We start from the raw sequence: 25,280 nt of genomic DNA on the forward strand, positions 1-25,280 counted from the left end.
GACCGGAGGTGTTCGCGAGGCGAGCGGTCGACCGGTCCGGCGAATGCCCTTCTCGGCCCGCTTCGTTCTGTACGGCAGGCGAGCCCCTAGCCGGCGGCCGCCTGGGCGACCGCGCGGAGTCCGGCGGCCAGTTCCTGGGCGGTCGGGGCGTTGTCCGGGTCGATCTGCCAGCGGACCAGCAGGCCGATGAACAGGGTCAGCAGCACCTGCCCGCCCGCCTCGTCCTGACCGGGCAGGCGCCGGCTCAGCTCACGCTGGGCGAGCGCCTGCCCCTCGGCCAGGCGGGTGCGCACGTCGGGCAGGTGCGGCGCCTGGGCCAGGGTCTCGACGTTGGCCCGCCAGACCATCGGGTTGGCCTGGAACGACTCGATCAGCCGGGCCCAGAACTCCTCGAACCAGCGGGCCGACTCGTCCGGGAAGGCCTTGAGCACCTCCGCGACCGCCTCACCGGTGACCTCGATCATCGCCTGGGCGAGCAGGGCGTCCTTCGAGCGGTAGTGGTAGTTGATCGCGGCCAGGTTGCTGCCGGAGACGGCCACGATGTCCCGGACCGTCGTGCGGGCGTAGCCGCGCTCGGACAGGCACTGTTTGGCCGCGGCCAGCAAATCCTCAGGGACTCCCATTCAGGTGATCTTACCAGCGCCGCGAACAAGCGTTTCAAACAACCGCTTGGCACTCCTCTCAGGGCAGGACTCGGGCGATTTCTTCCAGGTCGGCTGGGGTCAGCCGCACCTCTCCCGCCGGAAGCCACCCGTCCACCTGTGCGGCGTTGCGAGCGCCGACGATGGCGCCGGTGACGCCGGGCCAGGCCAGCGTCCAGGCGACCGCCACCGCGGCGATGGACACGCCGTCGCGCTCGGCGATCGGGCGGAAGGCCTCGACGACGGCGAGCCGCTCGGCCAGCCCGGTGGTGAAGCTGGGATGGTGCTTGCGCCAGTCGTCCTCCGGCAGCGCGGCCACCCGCTCGGCGGAGAAGGCCCCGGTGAGCAGGCCCGACTCCATGGGCGAGTAGACGATGACGCCGGTGCCGTGGGCGTCGGCCCAGGCGATCTCGGGCGCCGCGCTCCGGTTCAGCGCGGAGAACTGCGGCTGGATCGCGTCGACGTGCGCGATCCGCTCGGCGATCTCCAGGTCGGCGACGCCGTGGTTGGACAGCCCGATCGCCCGGACCTTGCCCTCGGCCTTCAGCTCCGCCATGACCTGCCAGTACTCCCCGACCGGCGTGGCGTTCGGCGAGCGGCCGCCGCCGTTCCAGTCGAGGGGTTCGCCGGTGTCGGGCCAGTGCACCTGGTACAGGTCGATGGTCTCGACGCCGAGCCGGCGCAGCGACTCCTCGACCTCGCGGCGGACGTGCTTCATGGTACGGCGGGGCGTCGCGTCGGGCTCGGCGGGATCCCACACCAGGCCGCCCTTGGTGAAGATCAGGGGCCGTTCGTCGTGCGGCAGGTCCGCGATCGCCTTGCCGACCACCTCTTCGGAGTGGCCGTAGCCGTAGACGGCGGCGGTGTCGATCCAGTTGACGCCCTTCCGGACCGCATGCCGTACCGCCTGGATCGATTCGGCGTCGTCCTGCGCGCCCCAGCTCCAGCGCCAGCCGGCGCCGGCGATGCCCCAGGAGCCGAACCCGGTACGGCTGATGCGCAGCCCGCTGCTGCCCAGCTCGATCATGTCAGGCCTGCCGGGTCGGGTAGACGACGACCTGGGAGAGGTTGACGTGCGCCGGGCGAGAGGTGAGGTAGGCGACCGCGTCGGCGACGTCCTCGGGCGCGAGCCACTCGAACGCCTCACGGGCCTGGGCGACCCAGGCGTTGACGCCCTCGTCGGTGACGTGGCCTTGCAGTTCGGTCGCCGTCATGGCCGGCTCCACGACGCTCACCCGGACGCCCTGGGGACCGAGCTCGGTGCGCATGGTGCGCGACAGGTGGCTGACCGCCGCCTTGGTGGCGTTGTAGACGGCCATGTAGGGGAAGACGACGTGCGACACCATCGACGACATGTTGACCAGGTCCGCCGGGCGGCCGGCCTCGGCGGCGGCCAGCAGGCCGGGCAGGAACGCGTCGATGACGTTGAGCACGCCGCTGACGTTGACGTCGATCTCGCGCTGCCAGTCGGCGCTGTTGCGGGCCTGGATGGCGGAGGGCAGCATCACCCCGGCGTTGTTCACCACCAGGTCGGCCGCGCCGTACGTCTCGGTGATCCGGTGCGCCGCCGCCGCCAGCGAGGCACGGTCGGTGGTGTCGGCGGCGACGGCCAGCGCCTGCCCTCCGGCGAGCTTGATCTCGTGGGCGAGCTCGCCGAGGCGGTCGAGGCGGCGGGCCAGGACCGCCACCTTCGCGCCCCGGGCGGCCAGCAGCCGGGCGGTCGCCGCCCCGATGCCGCTGGAGGCTCCGGTGACGACGGCGACGCGGGTGGCGAGAGTCATGGTGTGGTCCTTCAGGTTGTCGGTCGTTCTCACACGTCCGACTCTCGCGGCTGATCGATTCGGGAAAAATGCCAGATTTCCGAATAATTGATCGGCCGGAGTGAACAATCGGGAGGTGGGGGCGGTGGCCCTGGAGCGCAACGAGATCGAGACGTTCCTGACCCTCGCGCAGGAGCTGCACTTCGGCCGCACCGCCGACCGGCTCCTGGTGTCGCGCGCCCACGTCACGCAGACCATCCAGAAGCTGGAACGGCGGGTCGGCGTCCCGCTGTTCGAGCGCTCCACCCGCCAAGTGCGGCTGACCCCGATCGGCGTCCAGTTGCGCGACGGCCTGGCCCCCGCCTACGCCCAGATCCAGTCCACCCTCACCACGGTGATCGAGGCGGCCCGGGGCATCACCGGCTCCCTCACCGTCGGCTTCCTGACCGCCGCCACCGGGCAGCTCGCGCTCAGGACGGCCGAGGTGTTCCGCGAACGGCACCCCGACTGCGCCGTCGAGATCCAGGAGGTCCAGATCGGCGCCGTCCTCGACCCGCTGCGGGAGGGGCGGGTGGACGTGATGCTGAGCTGCTTCCCCGTCCAGGACGCGGAGCTGACGCAAGGGCCGGTGCTGTTCTCCGAGCCGACCGTGCTGGCGGTGCCGGCGCGCCACCCCTTCGCCCGCCGCGCCTCGGTCTCGATCGAGGACCTGGCCCGGGACAAGGTCATCCAGGTGCCGGCGTCCATTCCCGAATACCTGCGGGCCGCCCGCCACCTGCACACGACACCCGCGGGCCGGGAGATCCCCGTCGGGGCGGTGGCCGGCACCTTTCAGGAGGTGCTCACCCTGGTGGGGGCGGGCAAGGGCGTCTTCCCCTGCGGGGCGAAGGGCGTCCGGTACTACTCCCGCCCGGACGTGACCTACGTCCCCATCCACGACGGCCCGGTGCTGGAGTGGGGACCGATCTGGCGCACCAGCGCGGCCACCACCCGGATCGCGGCGTTCGTCCGGGCCGCCCTCGACACCCTCGGCCACGACTGATTCGGCCTGGGCTACGCCCGTCGGTGGGGACTAGTGCACCTCGTGCCTCGCGGAGTGGCGTGGGCGAGGGTCCGGCCGGTTCGCCTGCCGTACGGCACGCAGCATGACCGGCGCGGCGAGCGCCATCAGGACGAGGGCCACCGCCGCGGTGATCATGGCGTAGTGCTGGCCCTGGGTGAAGGCCTCGCGGGCCGCGGCGGCCAGGGCGGTCCCCGCCGGCTCCGGCAGGTGACGCGCCGACTCCAAGGCTCCGCCGAGAGTGTCCAGCGCCGGGGCCGGAGCGCCGGCGAGGTCCGCCCGGTAGACGGCGGTGCCGATGCTGCCCAGCAGCGAGATGCCGAGCGCGCCGCCGAACTCGGTGGCCACCTGCGACAGCCCGGCGACCGAGCCGGCCCGCTCCGGCGGGGCGGTGGCGATGATCAGGTCGGAGGAGACCGTCAGGACGAGCGTGACGCCGCCGGCCATGAGCATGATCCCGGCGATCAGCAGGCCGCTCTGCCCGGTCACGTCCAGCCTGGACAACATCGCGAAGCCGCTCGCGCCGATCAGCAGTCCGACACACACCACCAGGCCGGGGGGCACCCTGCGGACCAGGACGGGGGCCAGACCCGCCGCGAGCATCGCCATGCCGGCCGAGGGCAGTGCGTACAGGCCGGCGATGAGGGGCCGGGCGCCCATCACCATCTGCAGGTACTGGGTGGTGAACAGGCTGGAGCCGACCATGGCGAAGACGCCGAGCGTGTTGGCGCCGATGGCGGCGGTGAAGGCCCGGCTGCCGAACAGGCGCACGTCCAGCATCGGATCGGCCGCCGCCCGCTGGCGGCGCACGAAGGCGACACCGAGCGTCAGGCCGACGGCGATGGCCAGCACCGGCACCCAGCCGAAGCCGTCCTGGGCGAGGTGCTGGATCCCGTAGATCGCCGGCAGGATCGCGCCCAGCGACAGAGCCACGCCGAGCAGGTCGAACCGTCCCGGCCGCGGATCACGCGACTCGGGCAGCAGCAGCGGCGCCAGGACCAGCAGCAGGGCCATCACCGGCAGGTTGACCAGGAAGACCGAGCCCCACCAGAAGTGCTCCAGCAACGCGCCGCCCATCAGCGGGCCCAGCATCGCGCCGCCGGCGAAGGCGCCGGTCCAGATGGCGATGGCGACCCGTCGCTGGCCGTCGTCGTGGAACATGTTGCGGATCAGCGACAACGTCGAGGGCATCAACGTGGCGCCGCCCACGCCGAGCAGCGCCCGGGTGACGATGAGCAGGTCCGCGCTCGGTGAGAACGCCGCGACCGCCGAGGCGGCGCCGAACGCGACGGCTCCGGCCACCAGCAGCCGCCGCCGTCCGACCCGGTCGCCCAGGGTGCCCATCGGCAACAGCAGCCCGGCCAGCATGAACGGGTAGATGTCGATGATCCACAACAGTTGGGCGCCGCTCGGCGCCAGGTCGGCGCTGATGAACGGCAGCGCGTACGACAGCACGTGCAGGTCGACGGAGATCAGGAGCACGGGCAGGACCAGGACGGCCAGCCCGATCCACTGCTTGCGTCCGGCTTTCATGAACGGCCTTTCTCGCGGAGGGGCGCACCGGCGTGGTGCAGGTGACGCAGGGCCTCGCCGTGCGAGGCCGCGAAGCCGACCTCGTGGTACGGCAGGCCGAGCTGCCGGCAGTAGGCCCGCACGATGGGCTGGGCCAGGCGGAGGTTCGGGGCGGGCATGCTCGGGAACAGGTGGTGCTCGATCTGGTAGTTGAGCCCGCCCATGGCCAGGTCGACGAGGCGACCGCCGCGTACGTTGCGGGTGGTGAGCACCTGCTTGCGCAGGAAGTCCAGCTCCGCCGTACCGGTCAGGGTGGGCATGCCCTTGTGGCCGGGGGCGAAGACGCAGCCCATGTAGAGGCCGAACAGCCCCTGGTGCACGGCGAGGAAGACCAGGGCCTTGCCGGGCGACAGGACCCACACCAGCGCAGCCACGTACAGCACGAAGTGGGCGAACAGCAGCGTGCCCTCCAGGACGCGGTGCCTCATCCAGGGCCGGCGCAGCGCGCGGACGCCGCCCAGATGCAGGTTGAGCCCTTCCAGCAGGAGCAGCGGGTAGAACAGCAACGCCTGCCTGCCGCCGATGAGCCGGGCCGGCCCGCGGCTGGCGCGTGCCTGCTCCTGTGACCACACCAGGACGTCGGGGACGACGTCGGGGTCGAGGTCCTCATGGTTGGGGTTGGCGTGGTGGCGGGTGTGCTTGTTCATCCACCAGCCGTAGCCGAGGCCGATTCCCAGGTTGCCGCCGAGCCGGCCCAGGATCTCGCTCGGCCTCCTGCTGAGGAAGATCTGCCGGTGCGCCAGGTCGTGCATGACCAGGGCGACCTGGGCGAAGACGATCGCGAAGCCGGCGGCCAGTGGCACCTGGAACCAGGAGTCGCCGAGCAGGAAGAAGGCGGCCACGCCTGCGAGGTAGAGGGCTGTTACGGCGCTGATCCGCGCGAGGTAGTGGCGGGGGCGTCGGTCGAGGAGGCCGGCCTGTCTGACGCGTTTGGACAGGCGGCTGAAGTCGCTCACGGCTGCGGCCGGTGCGGGTGCTTGTGCCATGCCTGGCACCATACACACGTTTGGTACACTTGTGCAAAACATATGTTTGTGACAGATGTTTGGCTAGGATGGCGGCATGATCGAAAGCGCTCGAGTCATGCGCCACCTCGGCGGACCAACCGGGCGAGCGGGACGAGTTCCGCCCCAGCGCCGACACGCCGACAGCGGCCCTGCCCGCGCCCAGGAGTGTGCCGCCGCATGCCTGCCCTCACCCGCTCTCGGCCGGCCTGGAAGCTTCCCGCGGGATGAATGAGCAGCGGGAAGGAGAGCGTGTGGAACAGGTCAGCCGGCGTGAGCATCGAGTCGTCGGAGAAGGTGACAGGACGGCCGAAGAACGCCTCGTTGAGATAGCCGTCGAGGTTGTCGCGCACGACCGCGGTCCGATAGAAGGCCAGGATGCCGGAGTTCACGATGACCGCGCCCATCGCCGACTGTCCCGACCGGTCCACGAGCTGGAAGGACACGAGCCACAGGTCGTAGATCCGTGACGACAGCCCCCGGCGGTTGCTGGCGACCAGGCAGACCCCCGCTACCGGCATCACTCGTGGCGAGGCGAACGGCGCCAGTCCCGGCCCGAAAGCCACGGCAGGTTCCGCGGCGAGCTCGCCTCGTTCGACGTGACCGCGAGGCGGTCACGAGCAGAAGACGTCCGCATCCACCACGGTGGTCGGGAAGGTTCACCCTCCGTGGTTCACGCCAGAACAGAGCTCAAGGGCTTGAGATCACCCGACGACGGTTCCGTGGCGGATCGGCCGTAGCGGGCCGTTTGTTCGGCAGAAAGTGCCTCAACAGGCATGTCGTCGCTGATTTCCAATCGGGCACTCCCGAAAGCCACGGCAGTGTCTGTCCGTCCCCGGTGACCTCGTCATAGCTGTGTCGGGCCGCGAAAGGGCGGCCCGGTGCGAGACAAGGAGCACACCATGGGCAAGATCAGCGTCTTCGAAAGCGTCAGCCTGGACGGCGTCATGCAGGGACTGGGCCGCCCGGACGAGGACACCAGAGGAGGCTTCCGCCACGGCGGCTGGGGCGAAGGGTACGGCGATCACGTGATCGGGCAGTTCGCCGGGGCGGGCATGGCGAACACGACGGCCATGCTCTTCGGCCGCCGCTCCTACGAAGACCTGCTGGCGCACTGGACGTCGGTCACCGAACCCAACCCGTTCACCGACACCCTGGTCAACCAGCGCAAGTACGTCGTCAGCCGCGACCGGCGAACCCGTCTTTGCTACCCCAACTCCACCCTGCTGGCGGGCGAGGCCGCCGAGACCGTCACCCGGCTCAAGCGCGAGCTGGACGGCGTGATCACCGTGATCGGCAGCGGCGAACTGGTCCGCTCGCTCCACGCGGCCGGGCTCGTCGACGAGTACGTCCTGCTGATCCATCCGATCGTGCTCGGATCGGGCACCCGGCTCTTCGGCGACGGCGACCGTAGCGACCTGAAGCTTGAAGAGTCAGTAACGTCCACCACCGGCGTCGTCATCGCCCGCTACCAGGTGTAAGGATCGGGACATGCGCTACGTTCTGTCGTTTTACTACTCGGAGGAGAGCGACGAGTCGATCGGCGAGGAGACGATCGACGAAGGGATGAGGGCGTTCGCCAGCTACGCCGCGACGCTGGAGCAGGCGGGGATTCTGGTGGGCGGGCAGGTGCTGCAACCCTCGTCCGCCTCGACCACGCTGACCGCCGCCGGAGGAGAGCTACGCATCCAGGACGGGCCGTTCGCCGACACCAAGGAGCAGCTCGGCGGCCTGATCATCATCGACGTGCCCGACCTCGACACGGCACTGGAGTGGGCGCGGCAGGCGCCGCCGGTCTCCTGGGGCACGGTCGAGGTCCGGCCGGGCGCGGTGCACCTGGAGGCCGGTGCATGGGTCTCATCGTCGTGACCGGCGACACGGCCGCCGTCGCCGAGCGTACCGCCAGGGCCTCTTACGGGCGGCTGGTTGCGCTGCTGGCCGAGCCGACGGGCGACCTGCAGGTGGCCAAGGACACCCTAGCGCACGCCTTCGAGCAGGCGCTGACCACGTGGCCGCGCGACGGCGTGCCGGACAACCCGGAGGGCTGGCTGCTGACGGTCGCGCGGAACCGGCAGCGCGACCACTGGAAGTCCGCCGCGCACCGCCGCTCCGTCCCGCTGGACGACGCGGACGAGCACGCCGACCGGCATGGGGCCGACGATCCGCTCGACGGGCTCGATCCGGACGCGATCCCGGATCGGCGGCTGGCGCTGCTCTTCGTCTGCGCCCATCCGGCCATCGCGGCCAACGTCCGCACGCCGCTGATGTTGCAGGCCGTACTCGGGTTCGACTCCGCGGAAATCGGCCGGGCGTTCGCCGTACCGGCCGGGGCGATGCAGCAGCGGCTGGTACGGGCCAAGCGCAGGATCCGCGACGCGCGGATTCCGTTCGTCGTGCCGGGGCGTGCGGCGATGCCGGAACGGCTGGCGCCTGTGCTGGAGGCGGTGTACGGCTGTTACGCCCTGGCCTGGCCAGGGCGCGGCGACGGGGAGGCGCGGTATCTCGCGGTCACCGTGGCCACGCTGCTCGACGACCAGCCGGAGGCGTGGGGGTTGGCCGCGCTGCTCACCCTGAGCTCCGCGCGGGCGAGGAAGCCGGGCCGGCCGTTTCTGCCGCTCGACGAGCAGGACCCGGCCGACTGGGACCGGGGCCTCATCGACGAGGGGGAGACGTACCTGCGCAGGGCCGGGCGTCCGGGTCAGGCGCCCGGGCGATTTCAGCTGGAGGCGGCGATCCAGGCCGTCCACTGCGACCGGGCGCGGACCGGCGAGACGGACTGGCCGGCGCTGCGCACCTTGTACGCGGCGTTGCTTGCCGTCGCGCCCAGCCTCGGCGGGAAGGTCGCCCACGCGGCCGTCGTCGGGCGGAGCGAGTCACCCGGGCAAGCGCTCCGGCTGCTCGACGGGCTTCCGCCGGAACGTGAACGCTTCCAGCCGTACCACGCCACCCGGGGAGACCTGCTGGCCCGGCTGGGACGGCACGAGGAGGCGGCCGTGGCGTATGCCACGGCCGCCGAGCTCACCGCGGACCCGGAGGTGCGGACGTTCCTCGAGCAGCGCGCCGCATCCCGGTGACGCGCTGATACCGGAACACATCACCAGGACTCCTGCCAGCCAGCCTTCATCTATCCGATGAGAACACCTATCAGCAGCAGTGCTGCGCAGCCGCCCAGAACGCCCAACCACGCGAAGAGGGAGGAGGCCGCGGATCGGCGCTGGTAGGACACTGCCGCCAGCCCGAACAAGAGGGCCGGGACTCCGAAGACGACCCAGACGGCTGCAAAGTTGAACCAGCCCGTCGCCGACATGTTGCTGATGCCTTTGCCGAGCGCAATCGGGACGCCCGCCAGGATGAGCAGCTTGACGATGAGCTCCAGCGCCGGATAGACGAATTGGGCGGCGGCCGAACCCCAGAGCCCGCCCAGAACGAGCCGGCCCGGCAGCCGCCTGCCCCAGGGGCGGACACTGGCCAGCGCGAGCGCGACCGTGAGGATCCTGAGCCCGACCGAGCCCAGGGCGACCCAGCCGTCCCCTTCGGGCCAGGCACCTTCGGCGAACGCATTGGCAACGGCCAGAACGAGCACGACCGCGCAGAAAAGGCCGACGAACCCGGCGGCGGCGTACGCAGGCCAGAGAGGAGCCCAAGGCCGGTCCCTCTGATCGGTGGATGGCAACGCGAGATCCTTCCGGCAAGGGGTCAAGTCAGGACGGCGAGGAGTTCGTCCCCCCGCTCCGTGATCCGGACATGGACGTGGCGGCCGTGACGGTGGCGGCTGAGCAGGTCGGCGGCCTGAAGCTGGTCACAGTGGTAGCTGGCGGTGGAAGGCGAGCAGTTCAGAAGGGCGGCGAGCCGTCCGATGGGGATGGACGTCCCAGCCAGCCGCAGGATGGCGGCTCGAGTGGGACCGAGAGCGAGAGCGAGCTTGTCGGTGTCGTCGCGGGCGGCCTGGCAAGTGCCGCCGGACCACAGGAGGCCGACCGCGGGCAGGGGGTATCCGATCCACGCGGGGCCGGGCTGGTCGAAGGAGAACAGGCACGCGCCCTGACCGGAGACGACCGGAACGAAGGTGAGCCGCCGACCGCCGAGATCGAAGGACCTGCCCTGCTGGTCCGGCAGCCGGATGGAGGCGCCGTCGCAGATCAGGCGTGGGCTGAGCCCCGGCAGAAGAACGGGCAGGCTGCGCGTCACCGCGGCCAGGCCGATGCGTTCCTGCTCCTTACGGAGAAGGGTGTCGGCCTTCTTCCAGACGGTGCGGAACTCCTCCCACAGCCGGTTCATGACACCGGTGTAGGCGCGTATCCAGGTTCCCGGACGGTCGGCCACCCGATGCCAGTGCCGGGGGAGGACGGGGCCGAACTCGGCCTCGAGTTCGCGGACGAGGATGACGCCGTCGAGTTCGGCCAGGGCGCTCAGGTAGGCGTCCATGTCGGCCTCCGCCATCGTGGAGGTAGCGGTCAGGCAGTCGGGGATGACCGAGTAGTGCGGGTCGAACAGCGGGTGCAGGACCACGGCGTCGTCGCCGGTGACAGCCGCGACGGCCCGCTGCCAGTGGCGGGGGACACCGTGCGGCCGGCCGCCGAACGTGCCCGCGATCAGTGACAGGAGCGTCGCGCCGGGATGCAGGGAAACGGTGACGTTGACCTCGTCGAGCTCGCCGGTCCGTAACTGTGAGTACCCGTGCATGGTCTCTCCTCTCGCGGGTCTCACGCCGTTCGGTACGCCTGCTGTCGGGGGCAGTGAGTGGTGAGCGTAGAACCTGACGCAACGTGAGACTCAAGCGGTCATCGGCTCCCTCGTTCTCGCAGGGCGCCTCACCGGCCGTGACTAGGCCAGCGAGAGGATCAGGACGCCGGCGAGAACCACTCCGACGCCGATCGCCTGTAGACGGGAGAGTCGCTCCTTCAGGATGATCCGGGCGAGCGCGATGGTGACAACGGTGTGCAGGGAGCCCAGGACGGCTGCGACGCCGACCGGACCGAGAATCGAGGCGAAGGCGTATTGGGCGTCTGCCGCGACGATGAGGACGCCGATCGCGGCCAGCGCCGGCAGATCGCTTCTTCGTACGGCGACGCGGTGACGGCGGAGGACGATGACGGAGGCGATCACGGTCACGGTGGTGAGCCGAGCGGTGAGCAGCGACCACCCGATGTCGGCTTGGCCGGCGTTGTGCAGGGTGAGGAAGAAGGCGCCGAAGCCGAGCGCCGCCAGCATGCCGTACAGGATGCTCACCTGCGGACGCGTCCCTGCTTCGGCGGTGGGGCGGCGTGAAGTGATGATCAGTCCGAGTACGGCAAGCGCCATACCGGTGAACTGGAGTGACCCCGGAACCTGCCCCGCGGCCAGCCCGGCGAGCAGCGGGACGAGCGGTGCAGCGGCCGCGACAGGGGCGACGATGCTCATCGTCCCGACGGCGAAGCCGCGGTAGAGGGCGGCGATACCCAGCGTCTCTCCCAGCCCGGCGATAGCTGCCTGGCCGAGGAAGTCCAGGCCGGGCGGCCCGGAGCCGCGTACGGCGGTGGCGGTCGCGAGCAGGGCGAGCGCGGTGGCCTGTGAGAGCAGCAGGACCGACGGCAGTGGGAGAGCGCGGCTCTTCAGCCCTCCCAGGAAGTCGGAGGTGCCCCAACCGAGCCCCGCGCCGAGGGCCAGTGCGATGGCGAGCACGAGTGTGCCCGGTCAGCGGTGGGCGGTGTGGCTGAGGATCGCGGGAACGACCGTGTCCCAGTGGCGCCGGGGGAAGGTCTCGTGTCCGGTCCGCTCCATGGCGATGAAGCGGGCGCCGGGGATCTCCGCGGCCAGGGCGCGGCCGTGGCCGAGGGGGAGGAAGGGGTCGTCGGTGCCGTGCAGGACGAGTGTCGGTGCCTTGAGCTGGTCGAGCCGGTGCCGCCAAGGCTCGCCGGCGTCCAGGAGGAACGGGTTGATCAGTTGTGCGGCGAGGTCGATCGTGCGATCGGCGACTCGCTCGGCGAGCTTCCGCACGGCCGGCTCGTCGAAGTGGCCGGCCGCGGCGAAGGGCCGCTCGGCCTCGACGAGGTAGTCGATGACGGCGTCCCGGTCCTGCCAGTTCGGCTCCGGGGCTTCAACCGCGAGTACGGCCCGCAGTTCGGCCGTCATGTCCGGCAGGTCGTCGTAGGCGTGGCCCGGGCCGCCGGGGGTGGAGGAGGCGAGGGTGAGCGTGGCCACTCGATCGGCGTAGTCGAGTGCCGTGAGCTGGGCGACCGCAGCGCCCTGTGACATGCCGACCAGGTGGGCCCGCTCCAGTCCGAGCGCCCCGATCAGGGCGGCGGCGTCCGCGACGAGGTCCCGCAGGGCATGCGGGGGAGCTCCGGCGGGGGAGCCGGTCGAGCGGCCGGCGTCCCGGCTGTCGTAGCGGACGACGTAGCGCTGACCGGCTGCCAGGCGCCGGACGAACTCCTCCTCCCAGTTCAGGAGGCAGTGCCCGCCGCCGTGGATCAGCAGGATCGCGGGATCGGCGGGGTCGCCGAAGGTCTCGGTCGCCAGGTCGATCCCGTTCACGTAGAACATCCGCTCCATGATGGTCACCCTCTCGGCAGGTCCGTTACATGTAACGAAGAACCTAGCACGCGGTTTCGTTACATGTAACTTGTTTCGGGTAGGCTGGGCCCATGACGCGACCCGGCCCTCCAGCTCAGGCCGTGCAAGACGCCTGGGCCGCCTACCGGAGGCTGCAGCTCCTGGTGGACCCCGAGATCGCCCGCGACCTGGAGAAGAACTCGGGTCTGTCGATGCCCGACTACGAGGTCCTGTCCGCGGTGACCACCTTGGCGCGCGCGGAGACGTGCGTGCGGGTGGGCCGCCTCGCTGATCATCTGCAGTGGGCGCACAGCCGGCTGTCCCGCCAGCTCGGCCGCATGGAACAGCGCGGACTGATCGCGCGCGAGGCCTGCGAGCTGGACGGCCGTGGCGATGACGTCCTGCTCACGCCGGCCGGGCGGCAGGCCTACGAGGAAGCGACTCCCGCCCACCTGGCGTCCATCGACCGGCACTTCGGCCGGGCGCTGGACGGACGCCAGTTGGCGGCCTTGATCGACATCGAGCAGGTCATCTCCGCCGGGCACCGGTCATCCACCGGCCCGGTTCCGTCCGACTGACGTACGGCCGGCCTTCGGGCGCGTGATGGCGACCTGGCGATGGAATGAAGGGGATCTGTGGCAGGTCGTCGCCACACTGGCGGCGCGCCCACAGACAGGAGAGAGTTCATGATCACCCCGCCCCGCCCCGTGGGGCTCACCTTCCTCAAGCGCGTCCTCGTGCTTGACGCGGCGGTCACCGCCGCCAACGGGCTCGGGTACGTGACGCTGAGCGACTTCATCGGCCAGTTGCTGGGCCCGGACACGGCGACGTTGCGCTGGCTCGGCGGCTTCCTGGTGGTCTACGGCGCGGCGGTGGCCTACCTGGCGGTACGCCCCAGCGCGCCCGCGCTGATCGCGGTGGTGGCGGTCAACGCCGGGTGGGCTGCGGGCAGCGTGCTCATCGTGCTGACGGGGCTGCTGAACCTCACGCCCCTCGGCGCCGCATGGACGCTCGTTCAGGCCGTCGTCGTCGGGACCTTCGCCGCTCTGCAACTGGCAGGGCTACGCCGGCTCAGGTGACGGAGTCTCTCGTCCCTCGCTCCGAACGGCGCGGCCGTACGGCGTCAGCTCGCGAGGTATCGGGGCTGTCGGTGCGGACACCTCGATCGCCCTGGGAATCTCGCTGTCCACGCCGTTTCACTTACACCTATCCCAACTGAACAACTCAGGAGCGCGCATGCGCAATGTAGTGCTGTATCACCTGATGTCGCTGGACGGCGTCGCCTATGAGGAGCCCGGTGACTGGCTCGGCGATGAGGGCGACCACCTGATCGACTATCTCGGCCGGGTCATCTCTACCCAGGACGATGTCCTGATGGGACGGGGGAACTACGACTACTGGGTCAAGCACTGGCCTGCGTCGGACTTCGAGCCGTTCGCCCCCTTCATCAACGGCGTGCGCAAGCATGTCTTCACTTCCAGTGCACTCACCGCGGACTGGGCGAACACCATCGTCGTCGACCGGCCCGCGATCGACTACGTCGCGGACCTCAAGCAGGGGCCGGGCGCCGACATCGGCGTGCACGGCAGCCTTGGCCTGGCGCGCTCCCTCATGCGCGCCGGGCTCATCGACCGGCTACGCCTGGTCGTCGCGCCTGCCGTGGTGGGGCAGGGCAGGCGCGCCTTCGAGGCGGAGGACACCGTGCGGTCCTGGGCCCTGACCGGCGTCCATCAGGGGCGGAGCGGGACGCTGTTCCTCGACTACTCCAGGAAATAGCACGGCGTGCCTACCACTAGGACCTCTGAGCCGGCTGGTCTGTTCTGCGCGGCCCTGCACAGGCGGCCTTTTCGGCGCTGGGGATCGGGACGATCGACACGAAGGGAGCACATGGATATGCGCCGGATACTGATCGGTGTACTGCTGGCGACCGGTCTCACCGCCGCAACCACCGGCGGCGTCAGCGCCGCGACATCGGCGACCGCGGACTGCAATTGGAACAAGGCGCGACTCACCGTGGATAAGACGGTGTACCGCACCCTGAGAGGCTGGACTCCTAAGGGCTCCATCAAACGCGGGACGATCGTCACTTTCTATTACGCCGGGACAGGCGCGGATCGGGTGCGCGTTCCCGCGTGGAACGGCTATATCAAGAAGGGCGGAATGACCGTTCTCGATGGCGGAACCTGCCCTTCCTGAGCAGGACGGAGTAACCCGGCTATCGGGCTTGACGCTCCCACAACGATCGAGCCGGCCCCGGACGGACACTGACCGTCGACCCCTCCATGCCATGCGTCCGGCCGGCGGGGTGGAGGCGCCGGGTTTCTAGCTCCCCGGTTCGAGTGACGTCTGGGCTGCGCGGGCGGCGTTGGCCGCGATGGCCGCCCGCAGCCACTCGGCCGCGCCGGGGCGGGTGTTGTCCTCGATGCCGGCCCGGTAGCGCGGATCGTCGACGTACAGCCGGCTCTTGAGCACGTGGAACTCGTGGCTCATGTCATAGAACCAGCGGCTGACATGCGCGCGCTGGGCCTCGGCCACATCCATGGCCGCCTCGCTCAGCGGGTCGGCGTCCATGTCCATGAGGGCACGGATTCGCGCCTCGATCTCGGCGTTGCCCGCATTGATCTGTTCCCACTCGAGCTTGCCGTAGGCGGCCACTCGCCTGGCCGTCTGCCTATAGGCATCGGAATCACCCCAGCGTTGCTCCACCTCCTGAAGATGTTGGTCTTCCTTCTCCGCCCACTCTCCCCACACCTCGCGCTTGTCGGCGTCACTCAGAGGAGACCGGATTCGCTTGTCGCTCATGACGGCGACGATAAAGCCTCACGTTGCGTCGGGTTCAACCCGCGAGAAGACGGATGAGACTCATCGATGGCGGGACGAAAACGCGTTGACCTACGCTCCCGGAAAACGAGGGCTGCGTCGATCATTGCGATGAGCGGGAGCGCCCAAACAGATCCGGACAACTGCTCGACCACGCCTCAGACCCAGGCTCCGGGGGAGGGACAGGCGGTCAGCCGCTCGGGCCGGCTCGTCGAGCCGGCCCGAGCCGTCGATGTCCCGGTGCGCCTTCTCACCACGTTCGGCACCGTCGAGGACAGCGCGTTTCAGGGGGTGATGTTGTGGTTGTGGCGGAAGACGTTGTCCGGGTCCCACGCCCGCTTGAGCGCCCGCAGCCGCTCCATGCGGGGCTGGTCGTACACACGGCCGATCCCGTTGTCGTCGTCGGACAGGACGTTCACGTAGGCGCCGGACGCGTGAGGGGCCAGCTTCGCCGCGAGCAGCCGGGCCGCGGCCATCCGGGTCTCATCCTCGGCCGGGTCGCTCCACTTGGCCGCGGCGACGTACTCGAACGCCGCCGAGCGGTGGGCGAAGGCCGAGTCGTTCCCTTCGGCGATGGCGCCGCCGTACTGCTGGATGCTGGCGGCGACGCCGTGCCCGCCGATCCCGTGCAGCAGGATGGCCTCGATCGCCTCGTCGGTCAGCTCGGCGAAGTAGTGCCCCTTCCAGTAGCGGCGGAAGGTGTGCCCTTCCGCGCTGTCCTCGCGACGTTGCAGGTCGAGGTAACTGATCTCGTGCGCGCGTACGGCCAGCGGCCGGCCGAGCGACTCAAGAGCGGCCAGGTGGTGCCGTGCCTGGCCGGGGTCGCCGACCCAGACCCAGCCGAGCGTCGCCACCCCGTCGGCGACGGTGGCGGTGAAGGTGGCCTCACGCGGAGCCCCGGCACTGAGGTCGCGCCAGGCGCGCATCGCCGCGCCGGCCGTGGCGGCGTCGAAGTCGTGCTCGGCGACGAAGGCCCGGGTGCCCACCTCGTGCAGGACGAACTCGAACTCGGTGACCACACCGAAGTTCCCGCCGCCGCCCCGCAGGCCCCAGAACAGCTCGGAGTTGATCTCCGGCGTGGCCCGCACCAGGTCGCCATCCGCGGTCACCACCTCGAAACGGGTGACGTTGTCGCAGGTCAAGCCGTAGCGTCGGGCCAGCCAGCCCATCCCTCCGCCGAGGGTGAGCCCGCCCACGCCGGTGTGCGAGACGTTCCCGGCTGTGGTGGCCAGGCCGTACACCTGGCCAGCGGTGTCCAGGGCGCCCAGCAGCGCGCCGCCCTGCACCACCGCGCGGCGCGCGACCGGGTCGACCCGCACCGACGCCAGCGGGGTCAGGTCGATCATCAGGCCGTCGTCGGGCACGGCGTGCCCGACGATGCTGTGCCCGCCGCACCGCACGCCGACCGTCAGGTCCCGTTCACGAGCGACGCGTACGGCGGTGCGCACGTCGGCCACGCTCGCGCACCGCATGATGACCCTGGGCCGCCGGTCGACCATGGCGTTCCAGACCGAGCGGGCCTGGTCGTACCCCTCGTCTCCGGGCAGGAGCACCTGCCCGTCCAACCGGGTGTCCATCGGCATGATCCTTTCGTCTGGTGAGATCGCCGCGTGGGTGCGGACGAGGTGTGGCAGCCGGTAGCGCTCCGGCGCGGTCTGTTCGACCAGGTGGTCGGCGCTCAGCAGGTCCAGGTGCCGCCGGACGTGGCCGGGCGGCATCTGGACGAGCGCGGCGAGCGGTTCGGGTTCCAGCACGGGGCCGGGGTGGAGGACCGCTGCCAGCCGCAGGGTCCGCCGGGCCGCCGGGCTGAGCCGCTCGTAGGACCACGACAGCGCGTGCCGGATGTCCGGGTCGCCGTCGCCGGCCCGCAGGGCGGCCAGGCCGTCGCGTTCGATGTCCCGCACGAGCGTCCCGGCGGACAGTCCCGGCACGCGGGCCAGGCGCTCTCCGACGATGCGCAGCGCCAGGGGCAGGTGCTCGCACGACGCTGTCAGGTTCCTCATCTGGGCGGGTTCGCGGCGCAGCCGGTCGTGACCCACGTGCCGGGCGAGCAGGTCCAGCGACTCCTGTGGCGGCAGGGGGCCCAGCGCGATCCGCGCGGCGGCGCCGCCGGCGACCAGGCCGCGCATCTGGTTGCGGCTGGTGACGATGACCGACGGGCCGGTGCCGGGTAGCAGGGGCCGCACGTGACGGGTGTCGCGGGCGTTGTCCAGGATGATCAGCATGCTGCGGCCTGCCGTACGCGATCGGAACAGGGCGGCGGCGGCCTCCTCGTCCGCCGGGATGTCGGCCGGCCGCACGCCGAGGCCGTGCAGCAGGGCGCGCAGCGCCTGGCGGGGAAGGCGGGGCGGCAGCGCGGCGAACCCCCGCAGATCGAGGTAGAGCTGCCCGTCGGGGAAGGACTCCGAGGCGGAGGCCGCCCAGCGCACGGCCAGCGCGGTCTTGCCCACACCCGCCCTGCCCACGACGACGGTGACTCCCGGGCGCGTCAGGGTCTGGTCCAGGGTTGCCAGCTCGGCCGCGCGTCCCACGAAGCCGGCGACGGGGGCGGGCACCTCACGCGGCGGGTACGGCTCGGCGGCCTCTACCGTCGCGGGCGCGGGCGATCCGGCGAGGATCGTCTGGTGGAGGTCACGCAGCTCGGGGCCGGGCTCGACGCCCAGTTCCTCGCGCAGGTGGACGAAGGCGGCGCGGTAGGCGTCCAGCGACTCCGCCCGTCGCCCGGCCTGGTGCAGGGCGCGCATGAGCTGCGCCCAGTGCCGCTCGCGCAAAGGATGCTCCAGGGTCAGCATCCGCAGTTCGGGAATGAGGGTATGGGAGGCGTTCCCCGAGGACAGATCCAGATCGATGCGGCGTTCGACGGCCTGCCTGCGCTCCTCCTCCAGGACGGCGACATCACGCTGGTGCAGGATCTCCGACGCGACGTCCTCACAGGCGGCGCCGCGCCACAGGCCGACCGCGCGGCTCAGCAGCGCGCCTTCCACGCCGGGTGAGTCCGCCCGCGCGGCCTCGCGGAGCAGCCGGCGGAACTCCAGCAGGTCCAGTCGGTCGGCGGCGAGCTGGATCGTGTAGCCGCCCGCCCGCGTCTGGATGACCGTGCCGTCGTCGCCGAGCCACTGCCGCAGCCGCGCGACGTACGTCTGCACGACGCGCCGCTCGTCCCGGGGCGCATGATCCCCCCACAGCCGCCGCGCCAGGCCCGCGACGGACACGATCTGGTTGACGCGCAGCAGCAGGCAGGCCAGCAGGATACGGTTCTTGGCTCCCGGCACAGGCACCCAAGCGCCGCCTCTGAGGTTGACGGTCAGCGGGCCCAGAACGGAGAAGCGCGGAGATAACGCACGCCCTTGCGCCGAGCCGGCGTTCGTCACCGGTCCGAGCTCGCGAACCACCAGGAACCCCCCGCCTTCGAAGTCGTGCTTCGGCACCAGACTTGATCTGCGTCACGGCGTCGGCAACCCTTTCGAAGGCTCTCGAAACGTCGGGCGCCGCTCACGAGGCCGCCGCGCGCAGCGCGGCCGCGAGCCCGGCCGCGCTGTGCCCGGGCGAGACCCCCTCCACCAGTACGGCGGCGCCCGGGACGTGCCCGGTGCGCAGCGGCAGGATGTCCTGGTACGCCGCCGATTCGTACCAGCCGACGACATGATCCATGTCGGGGAACTCGATGACCACGACGGTGCCGGGCCACTCGCCTTCCCGGACGTCGACCTCGGGCCCGTGGACCAGGAAACGCCCCTGGAAGGGGTCCATGGTGGCCTGGACGCGTTCCATGTACTCCAGGACGTCGGGGTGCGCGGACGGCGTCCTGAGATGGGCGATCGCGTAAGCGGTCATGGGATGAGCCTTTCGTGATCAGATGGTGGGCCGGCCGGCCGAGGCCAGGCTGGCACGGCGGCTCACCGCGGGGGAAAGGCCGAACGCGCATGACCGTGATGCGCGGGACGCATGAGCCCGCTCGATCAGTCCCCGGGCCGGTGGAAGGTGGCGGCCCGGGTCAGAGCCTGGGCGGCTTCCGGGAGGAAGGACCAGAACATGTGGAAGACGTGGGCGTCGATCGGATAGAGGTCGAGTTCCGCCTCCACCCCGTGCTCCGCCGCCCGCTTGGCGAGCAGTCGCGTTTCGTGCACCAGCGCGTCGCCGGTGCCGACCTGAAGGAGCATCGGCGGATATCCGGTCAGGTCCGCCTCGAACGGGTTGAGCACCGGGCCGCGCACCGGATGGCCCTGAAGGTAGTCGCGCGTGGAGTCGCGGCTGAGCGTCAGCAGCGGCACCGACGCCGTGTCGGCCATCAACTCGCAGGTCAGGTCCACCCACGGGCACAGCAACAGCACACGGCCAGGCATCGGCAACCCGCGCTGCCGCAGCACCGCCAGCAGTGACAGGGCCAGCCCGGCGCCGGAGGAGTCGCCCGCCACGGCCAGCGTCGAGGGGTCCTCGGTCCGGTCCAGCAGCCACTGGTAGGCGCGGATCACGTCATCGAGCGCGGCCGGGTAGGGGTGCTCGGGGGCCAGCCGGTACTCCGGCAACAGCACCGACGTCCCGGCCGCCACGCAGAACGCGCCCACCAGCGAGCGGTAGCCGTACGCCGACCCCATCGTGTATCCGCCGCCATGCAGGTAGAGCACCGTGGGAGGGCGCTCCGCGCCCGGCGTCAGCACGAACGACGGCACCCCGCCGGCGCTGAGCGGGCGCACGTCGATCTCCGTGGGCACGGGGAACTCGGCCAGCAGCGACTCGAAGGCCTCGCGCAACTCCTGCCGGTGCGCGGTGCCGACCAGCGCGTGCCGCGGGTCCATCAGGCGCGCGATCCGGCCGGCCATGTCGTCGCCGGCCGCACGGGCCGCCGCCACCGCGCTGTCGACGTCGGCGAGGATCGCGCGGGCGCGCTCCAGCATCGCGCCTCCGGCGGACGTCAGCTCGACCCGATGGGTGCTGCGGCGTAGCAGCTCGTAGCCGATCAGCCGTTCCAACGCCCGGATCTGGCGGCTCAGCGCGGGCTGCGACAGATACAGCCGCCCGGCCGCCCGGCCGAAGTTCAGTTCGTCGGCCACCGCGACGAACGCGCGCAGATGGCGCAGCTCGATCGCCTCCGGCGCCGGAGGCAAAGGCAGGTTCTCCCTCACGCCGCCATTGTGGGTCATGCGGCTATTGGTCATGCGTCGCCCGCATCGCGGTCATGCACGTTCGGCCTTTCCGCCGGCAGGAACGGCCATGCCAGTCTGACCGCGTCGAAAGGAACACCCATCATGGGCTTGCTGATCAATTCCACCTACATCACGCTCGACGGCGTCATCGGCGACCCACAGGACTGGCCGTCCACGGGCGACGACGACGGCAGCGCCGAGAAGATCCAGACCGATCTGCTGCTCTCGTCCGACGCCCTGATCATGGGCCGTCGCACCTATGAAGTGTTCGCCGCCACCTGGCCCGAACGCTCCGGCGACGCCTACAGCGACCACATCAACACGATGCCGAAGTACGTCGCCTCCACCACGCTCACCGCCCCGTCCTGGCCGGCCACCAGCGTCCTGGCCGAGCGGGTGGCCGAACGCGTCGCTGAACTCAAGGCCGACGGCGCGCGGCTGGTCCAGTACGGCTTCGGCTCGCTCTCCCGCACGCTGCTGGAGCACGGTCTCATCGACGAGCTGCGGCTGTGGCTGCATCCCTTCCTTGTCGGTGGGGGCGACCTGCTCTTCCACCAGGGCCTGACCGCCCGCTTCGCCCTCGCCGACGTCAGCGTCCTGCCGTCGGGCCTGGCCGTACTGACCTACCGGACGGACCACGCGCGTGCTTGATCCTTGCGTGGGGTAGCCATCCGGTTAGTCACCTCGCCTCCAGCGATCCTCGAGCGGGACAGGGTGTACCTGGATCCACCCCTGCCCGGTTGACGGGTGCAGTGATCGCGGGCGGTTCAGACGGAATCGTCGACCCATGCTGAAGACAGAAACACGGACGACCTTCGGCGTCCTGGCGGCTGCGGGGGTGTTCGCCGCCGTCGCCTTCGTGGCCTCCGGCGTGCTGGGCGCGACGCAGGCCGGCACACCGATTCCTGCCGAGGTCATCCAGTTGACCCAGTTCGGGCCGGCCCTGGCGGTGGGGATGGTCGCCCTGGTGTGGCCGGGGCTCGCCCGGTCGGCGCTGTCCGGTGCCTGGGGTCGGGGCGGAGGGGTGGATGGTCAGGGGCTGCTACTGCTCGTCACCGCCCCTCTGATCGTCGCCCTCTGCGCCGGCGGCTATGGCGTGCTCACGGGCGATGCCCGCTACACCGGACCGGAGACGCTGAGCAACCCGTTCGCGCTGATCGTGGCCGCGCAGCTGATCGGCGCGTGCGCGGAGGAGATCGGCTGGCGCTGCCTGCTGCAGCCGCTGCTGCGCCGCCGGTACGGCCCGCTGACGGCGTCGATCGTGGTGGGGCTGCTGTGGGGGCTGTGGCACGTCCCGGTGTTCGGCAAGCCGCCGGCGTACACGGCCGCGTTCCTGGTGGCGACGGTGTCGATGTCGGTCGTGATGGGCCTGGCGATGGAGCGGGTACGCGCCCACCGGCTGTTGCTGGCCGGGGGCTTCCACACGCTGATCAACCTCGGCCTGCTGCTGTTCATGGACGAGGAGAGCGGGGCAGTCGTGCCGATGGCGCTGTTCGGGACGTCGTGCGCGCTGGCGGCACTGCTGTGGACGTGGAAGGCCCCCAGTAGAATCCACCACCGATGAGGGCGAAGAGGGCGCTGGCCGCGGTGGGGCGCTGCCAGTTGGCGGGGCTGCAGGCGGTGGCGGTGTCCGCGGTCGGGTCGCTGGTCGTCCTGGCCCTGCTGCTCTTGCCGATCGGTGCCGGATTCCGGTTGCTCGTGCCCGCGGCGTCGGCGCTGCGGGCGCTGTCGGACCGCTCCCGCGCCCGCGCCGCCCGCTGGACGGGGACGCGGAGCAGCGCGCCTGAGCCGCTCGCCGGCGATCCTTCGTGGAGCAGGCGCAAGAGAGCGGGCGCGATCCTCGCCGACGAGGGATTCTGGCGGCACGCCCAGCGCGGTGAGCAGCCGCGACAGCGCGGTCCCCGGGTCGAGCGGGACCGGGTCCATGCCGCGCAGGTCCAGGGAGAAGCGGCCGTCGGGGAACAGGTCCGCCAGTTGCCCGGCGGCCCGTACGGCCAGGGCTGTCTTGCCGATCCCCGCGGTGCCGGAGATCGCGGCCACGACAGCGGTCCCCGCGTCCGATTCGATCGCGGTGTCGTGGTCTGCGGCGCGGATCGCCAGGTCGCGCAGCGTGCGCAGTTCCCGGGCCCGGCCGGTGAAGTCGCCCACGCCACGGGGGAGCTCGCACGCGCCCCTCGCCAGGGCGTCCTGGCGCAGCCGTCCATCGCGCGCCACCACCGCCAGGGCCGTCCGTTGCGCGTCGTCGAGCGGGAGCGCCTCGGCCAGCGCCTCGACCGTGCGCCGTTGCGGGCTCCGGCTGATCCCGCGCTCCATGTCGCTGATGGCCCGTACGCTGACGCCCGAGGCCTCGGACAGCTCCTCGATGGTGAGCCCGGCGGCCTGCCGACGGCTCCGCAGCAGGCTGCCGAACGACTCCGCCACCCGTCCCCCTCATCCACACCTGTCCCGTCTTCAGCCTATCTACCTGGGCTTATGGGTCAGCGCACAGCAACGACCGAACGGCTCCGCCGCCCTGGCCGACGGTGAAGTGATGCTGCGGATCCGCGCGAGCAGGTCATGAGGCGTAGGTGTGTGAAACCACCCTCCGTGTCCGGAGGACGCTCGGAGCGCCGCAGCAGAGCCGCGGCCTGCGCCGGTACGGCTGGGGGCCGGTGAGCTACACCCCAGGCCACGCACCTGACTCCTCAGCCTGTCCTGCATGGCGACCGCCAGCTGATGGGGGAGTCCTTTCGGGAAGACACCTGATTGTCGGTCCATATCCCCGAATCGGATGCCAATGCCCCATCAAAAGCGCCATAAGCCTAAAGTCGGACATTATTGCGAGATGTTGACAGGCGCATAACGTCGCCTATGGATTGCCCCACAAAAGCCTCGGGTAGCTCTCGAATGGTTATTTCCACCAAGCAAGATCACTCAGGCAAACGAAGGGGTGGCCTGTTTAATGGCGCATTTCTCCCGCGCGCTCACCAAGAGCGTGCAGATTCTGGCCGTTTCCGCGGCAGCGGCGGCGGGCTGCATGGTGCCGGCGGTCGCGGCGAACGCCGCCGAGGTCAGGCAGCCGGTCGCGCCGCCGCAGGTGTCGGGCGACAAGCCGCACTTCAAGCGGTTCGGGCACGGCCATCGCCGGGGATGCAAGCACCACCACCGCAAGTGCGACTGCCCGGCCGGTCCGGCGGGCCCCGCAGGCCCCGCGGGTCCGGCAGGCCCCGCGGGCCCTCCCGGTCCGGCGGGTCCCGGTAAGGCCATCGACACCGCCTTCCAGGGTCGCAACAAGTTCATCGGCTACGCCCCCGGCGACGGCAAGACCTACGTCCGCGACCCGCGGACCACGCCGAAGTGGCACGACATCTCCACGATCCCGAACTACCCCGGCTCGGTCATCGACGTCTCGCTCACCGTGATGGGCAGGCGGCTGCACGTGACCGTGCTGAGCAGCACGGGCCTGGTCAGGCAGACGAGCTGCCGGGTCAACTCGAGGCCCGGACAGGGTAGCGTCCCGGCCTGGCCCGGCAACTGCACCCCGTTCGTCGAGCACACGCCGCCTGCTTGACCTCGGGCTCGGTACGGCGGGGCGACCCGTCCGGGGAGCGCGCCATCCCCGGACGGGTCACCGAAGGAGTGCCGCTCTTTCGCGATAAGGCCCTTTCGGCCCATGTTCCGAAGTGTCCGCGGAAACGACAGGAATTCCCTCGATCCGCGGATCCGGATACCGGAGAATTGCACGGAGGCGTGAGTGATTGACCCGCAGATTCTCCAGGTGGAACAGCGCCTGGCCGAGCTCCACATTTCTCCCGGCCGCGTCGACGGCGTCTTCACCAAAGAGACCGCGGTCGCCCTTTGGGCTCTGCAGAAGCTCAACGGGCTCCGGCCGGTCTCGAAACTCACCCCCGCCACCCTGCGCGCGCTCCAGCGGCCTCGCAGGATCCACGCTCCGGTGCGTGACGGCGTCGTCGTCGACCTCAGCCGCCAGGTGCTGTTCCTGTACGAGCGCGGGAAGATCCGGCTCATCTCGCACGTGTCCACCGGGGCCAACCGCTACTACTGCATGAAGGGCCGCTGCGGCTACGCGGTCACCCCGCTCGGCGACTACCGGGTCTTCCGCCGCGTCCACGGCTGGGACCGCGGCCCGCTCGGGTCGATGTACAAGACCATGTACTTCAACCACGGCATCGCCCTGCACGGCTCGAAGACCGTGCCCCGCTGGCCGGCGTCCCATGGCTGTGTCCGCTTGCCGATGCACGTCGCCGACCGGCTCTTCCGCCAGGTCGAGGTCGGCACCATGGTCCGGGTACGCCCATGACGAACGCCGTCCCGCGCGCACCTCGCGCTCGCGCGTGAGCGAGGAGAAACGTCAGTACGCCCCCGTTGTGGTGGCTTCCTGGCCGCGTGCGGCTTGGGCCAACGGACTCCGCGTGTCAGGCAGGCGCTGGGCCGGTCGCTGCCGCCGGGTGCGAGGGAGTGTCGCGGTGGAAAATCGCCAGGAGGGCGAACCAGACCAGGATCATGATCCCGGCCGGGCGCAGGAACTCCTCGGCGAGCAGGGTGCCGGCGAAGGAGTAACCGGCCAGCCAGACCCCGGTGATGACGCCCACCACGCGGACCGGCCAGGAGCGACTGACCAGGGAGCTCGCCACGATCCAGACGCCGGCGAGCACGTGGCCGCCGAGCCGGACCGCCCAAGCCGTGTCGTACTCGACCGCGTTGATCATGAGGATGCCGGCGAGCACGTCGAGAGCCACCCAGCCGTA

27 protein-coding genes and 2 pseudogenes are annotated in these 25,280 nt (G+C 70.7%); 13 read left to right on the forward strand and 16 right to left on the reverse strand.

The window, feature by feature from the left end; translation table 11 throughout:
• Nucleotides 1–86: 86 nt before the first annotated feature.
• Genes AB0I67_RS21660 through AB0I67_RS21670 form a run of 3 tightly spaced genes read right to left on the reverse strand, consistent with a single transcriptional unit; the run spans nt 87 to nt 2,455 of the window.
• Complete coding sequence (locus tag AB0I67_RS21660) at nt 87–623, reverse strand: helix-turn-helix domain-containing protein (RefSeq protein ID WP_357926278.1); 537 nt, start codon at nt 621–623, stop codon at nt 87–89.
• A 58-nt stretch (nt 624–681) separates the two neighbouring features.
• On the reverse strand, nt 682–1,668 hold the full coding sequence (locus AB0I67_RS21665) for an aldo/keto reductase (protein ID WP_357926280.1): 987 nt from the start codon (nt 1,666–1,668) through the stop codon (nt 682–684).
• A 1-nt stretch (nt 1,669) separates the two neighbouring features.
• On the reverse strand, nt 1,670–2,455 hold the full coding sequence (locus AB0I67_RS21670) for an SDR family oxidoreductase (protein ID WP_357926283.1): 786 nt from the start codon (nt 2,453–2,455) through the stop codon (nt 1,670–1,672).
• 82 nt (nt 2,456–2,537) lie between these two features.
• Between AB0I67_RS21670 and AB0I67_RS21675 the strand changes: the two genes are divergently transcribed.
• Entirely contained in the window at nt 2,538–3,443 is a 906-nt protein-coding gene (locus AB0I67_RS21675) for a LysR family transcriptional regulator (protein WP_357926286.1), read from the forward strand.
• 30 nt (nt 3,444–3,473) lie between these two features.
• Here the strand turns inward: AB0I67_RS21675 and AB0I67_RS21680 are convergent, their stop codons facing one another.
• From AB0I67_RS21680 to AB0I67_RS21690, 3 genes are all read right to left on the reverse strand, one after another.
• The gene (locus tag AB0I67_RS21680; RefSeq protein WP_357926288.1) at nt 3,474–4,994 is read right to left on the reverse strand and encodes an MFS transporter; all 1,521 of its coding nucleotides are present in this window, start codon (nt 4,992–4,994) and stop codon (nt 3,474–3,476) included.
• Complete coding sequence (locus AB0I67_RS21685; RefSeq protein ID WP_357926291.1) at nt 4,991–6,019, reverse strand: acyl-CoA desaturase; 1,029 nt, start codon at nt 6,017–6,019, stop codon at nt 4,991–4,993. The genes AB0I67_RS21680 and AB0I67_RS21685 overlap by 4 nt, the downstream gene beginning before the upstream one ends.
• Nucleotides 6,020–6,114: 95 nt before the next feature.
• On the reverse strand, nt 6,115–6,561 hold the full coding sequence (locus AB0I67_RS21690; protein ID WP_357926292.1) for a hypothetical protein: 447 nt from the start codon (nt 6,559–6,561) through the stop codon (nt 6,115–6,117).
• 378 nt (nt 6,562–6,939) lie between these two features.
• Here AB0I67_RS21690 and AB0I67_RS21695 point away from each other — a divergent pair, with 378 nt between their 5' ends.
• From AB0I67_RS21695 to AB0I67_RS21705, 3 genes are read left to right on the forward strand one after another with little or no spacing between them, the layout of a single operon-like run.
• Nucleotides 6,940–7,518, forward strand: coding sequence for a dihydrofolate reductase family protein (locus AB0I67_RS21695; RefSeq protein WP_357926295.1), 579 nt, complete (start codon nt 6,940–6,942; stop codon nt 7,516–7,518).
• A 10-nt stretch (nt 7,519–7,528) separates the two neighbouring features.
• A complete protein-coding gene (locus tag AB0I67_RS21700; protein WP_357926297.1) occupies nt 7,529–7,906 on the forward strand; it encodes a YciI family protein in 378 nt (125 codons plus the stop codon).
• Nucleotides 7,888–9,111, forward strand: a complete 1,224-nt coding sequence (locus tag AB0I67_RS21705) for a DUF6596 domain-containing protein (protein ID WP_357926300.1) — start codon at nt 7,888–7,890, stop codon at nt 9,109–9,111. The genes AB0I67_RS21700 and AB0I67_RS21705 overlap by 19 nt, the downstream gene beginning before the upstream one ends.
• Nucleotides 9,112–9,161: 50 nt before the next feature.
• Here AB0I67_RS21705 and AB0I67_RS21710 read toward each other — a convergent pair whose 3' ends face one another.
• From AB0I67_RS21710 to AB0I67_RS21725, 4 genes are all read right to left on the reverse strand, one after another.
• Nucleotides 9,162–9,620 (reverse strand): hypothetical protein, encoded by a 459-nt coding sequence (locus tag AB0I67_RS21710; RefSeq protein WP_357926303.1) that lies wholly within the window; start codon nt 9,618–9,620, stop codon nt 9,162–9,164.
• A 113-nt stretch (nt 9,621–9,733) separates the two neighbouring features.
• Complete coding sequence (locus AB0I67_RS21715) at nt 9,734–10,720, reverse strand: winged helix-turn-helix domain-containing protein (protein WP_357926305.1); 987 nt, start codon at nt 10,718–10,720, stop codon at nt 9,734–9,736.
• Nucleotides 10,721–10,861: 141 nt separating this feature from the next.
• Nucleotides 10,862–11,698, reverse strand: coding sequence for a DMT family transporter (locus AB0I67_RS21720; RefSeq protein WP_357926307.1), 837 nt, complete (start codon nt 11,696–11,698; stop codon nt 10,862–10,864).
• A 12-nt stretch (nt 11,699–11,710) separates the two neighbouring features.
• Nucleotides 11,711–12,568, reverse strand: a complete 858-nt coding sequence (locus tag AB0I67_RS21725; RefSeq protein ID WP_357926310.1) for an alpha/beta hydrolase — start codon at nt 12,566–12,568, stop codon at nt 11,711–11,713.
• A gap of 92 nt (nt 12,569–12,660) precedes the next feature.
• Here AB0I67_RS21725 and AB0I67_RS21730 point away from each other — a divergent pair, with 92 nt between their 5' ends.
• The 4 genes from AB0I67_RS21730 (at nt 12,661) to AB0I67_RS21745 (ending at nt 14,764) form a co-directional block, all read left to right on the forward strand.
• Nucleotides 12,661–13,146 carry a MarR family transcriptional regulator gene (locus tag AB0I67_RS21730; RefSeq protein WP_357926312.1) on the forward strand — a complete coding sequence of 162 codons (486 nt, stop codon included), beginning with the start codon at nt 12,661–12,663 and terminating at the stop codon, nt 13,144–13,146.
• Between the two features lie 108 nt (nt 13,147–13,254).
• Entirely contained in the window at nt 13,255–13,647 is a 393-nt protein-coding gene (locus tag AB0I67_RS21735) for a hypothetical protein (protein WP_357926314.1), read from the forward strand.
• A 157-nt stretch (nt 13,648–13,804) separates the two neighbouring features.
• Nucleotides 13,805–14,344, forward strand: coding sequence for a dihydrofolate reductase family protein (locus AB0I67_RS21740; RefSeq protein ID WP_357926316.1), 540 nt, complete (start codon nt 13,805–13,807; stop codon nt 14,342–14,344).
• 117 nt (nt 14,345–14,461) lie between these two features.
• A complete protein-coding gene (locus AB0I67_RS21745; RefSeq protein WP_357926319.1) occupies nt 14,462–14,764 on the forward strand; it encodes a hypothetical protein in 303 nt (100 codons plus the stop codon).
• Nucleotides 14,765–14,890: 126 nt separating this feature from the next.
• Here the strand turns inward: AB0I67_RS21745 and AB0I67_RS21750 are convergent, their stop codons facing one another.
• From AB0I67_RS21750 to AB0I67_RS21765, 4 genes are all read right to left on the reverse strand, one after another.
• Entirely contained in the window at nt 14,891–15,370 is a 480-nt protein-coding gene (locus tag AB0I67_RS21750; RefSeq protein ID WP_357926321.1) for a TipAS antibiotic-recognition domain-containing protein, read from the reverse strand.
• A gap of 302 nt (nt 15,371–15,672) precedes the next feature.
• On the reverse strand, nt 15,673–18,666 hold the full coding sequence (locus tag AB0I67_RS21755) for a BTAD domain-containing putative transcriptional regulator (protein WP_357926323.1): 2,994 nt from the start codon (nt 18,664–18,666) through the stop codon (nt 15,673–15,675).
• Between the two features lie 214 nt (nt 18,667–18,880).
• Complete coding sequence (locus AB0I67_RS21760; RefSeq protein WP_357926325.1) at nt 18,881–19,222, reverse strand: DUF1330 domain-containing protein; 342 nt, start codon at nt 19,220–19,222, stop codon at nt 18,881–18,883.
• Between the two features lie 125 nt (nt 19,223–19,347).
• Nucleotides 19,348–20,511, reverse strand: a complete 1,164-nt coding sequence (locus tag AB0I67_RS21765) for an alpha/beta hydrolase fold domain-containing protein (RefSeq protein ID WP_357926328.1) — start codon at nt 20,509–20,511, stop codon at nt 19,348–19,350.
• 123 nt (nt 20,512–20,634) lie between these two features.
• Between AB0I67_RS21765 and AB0I67_RS21770 the strand changes: the two genes are divergently transcribed.
• The 3 genes and pseudogenes from AB0I67_RS21770 to AB0I67_RS21780 all read left to right on the forward strand — a co-directional run.
• A complete protein-coding gene (locus tag AB0I67_RS21770; RefSeq protein ID WP_357926330.1) occupies nt 20,635–21,183 on the forward strand; it encodes a dihydrofolate reductase family protein in 549 nt (182 codons plus the stop codon).
• A gap of 136 nt (nt 21,184–21,319) precedes the next feature.
• A complete protein-coding gene (locus tag AB0I67_RS21775) occupies nt 21,320–22,096 on the forward strand; it encodes a CPBP family intramembrane glutamic endopeptidase (RefSeq protein WP_357926333.1) in 777 nt (258 codons plus the stop codon).
• Nucleotides 22,093–22,338 (forward strand): annotated as a pseudogene (locus tag AB0I67_RS21780) (hypothetical protein); the annotation flags it as partial. The gene AB0I67_RS21775 and the pseudogene AB0I67_RS21780, both read left to right, overlap by 4 nt.
• Before the next feature lie 474 nt (nt 22,339–22,812).
• Here AB0I67_RS21780 and AB0I67_RS21785 read toward each other — a convergent pair.
• Nucleotides 22,813–22,953 (reverse strand): annotated as a pseudogene (locus AB0I67_RS21785) (helix-turn-helix transcriptional regulator); the annotation flags it as partial.
• 520 nt (nt 22,954–23,473) lie between these two features.
• Between AB0I67_RS21785 and AB0I67_RS21790 the strand changes: the two are divergent.
• Nucleotides 23,474–24,082 (forward strand): hypothetical protein, encoded by a 609-nt coding sequence (locus AB0I67_RS21790; RefSeq protein WP_357926336.1) that lies wholly within the window; start codon nt 23,474–23,476, stop codon nt 24,080–24,082.
• Nucleotides 24,083–24,265: 183 nt separating this feature from the next.
• Nucleotides 24,266–24,832 (forward strand): L,D-transpeptidase family protein, encoded by a 567-nt coding sequence (locus tag AB0I67_RS21795; protein WP_357926339.1) that lies wholly within the window; start codon nt 24,266–24,268, stop codon nt 24,830–24,832.
• 115 nt (nt 24,833–24,947) lie between these two features.
• Here AB0I67_RS21795 and AB0I67_RS21800 read toward each other — a convergent pair.
• Nucleotides 24,948–25,280 (reverse strand): hypothetical protein (locus AB0I67_RS21800; protein WP_357926342.1); only part of this gene is annotated, 333 nt, incomplete at its 5' end.

The organism is Nonomuraea sp. NPDC050310 (assembly GCF_040655795.1).
In the GTDB taxonomy this organism is placed as follows: Bacteria; Actinomycetota; Actinomycetes; order Streptosporangiales; family Streptosporangiaceae; genus Nonomuraea.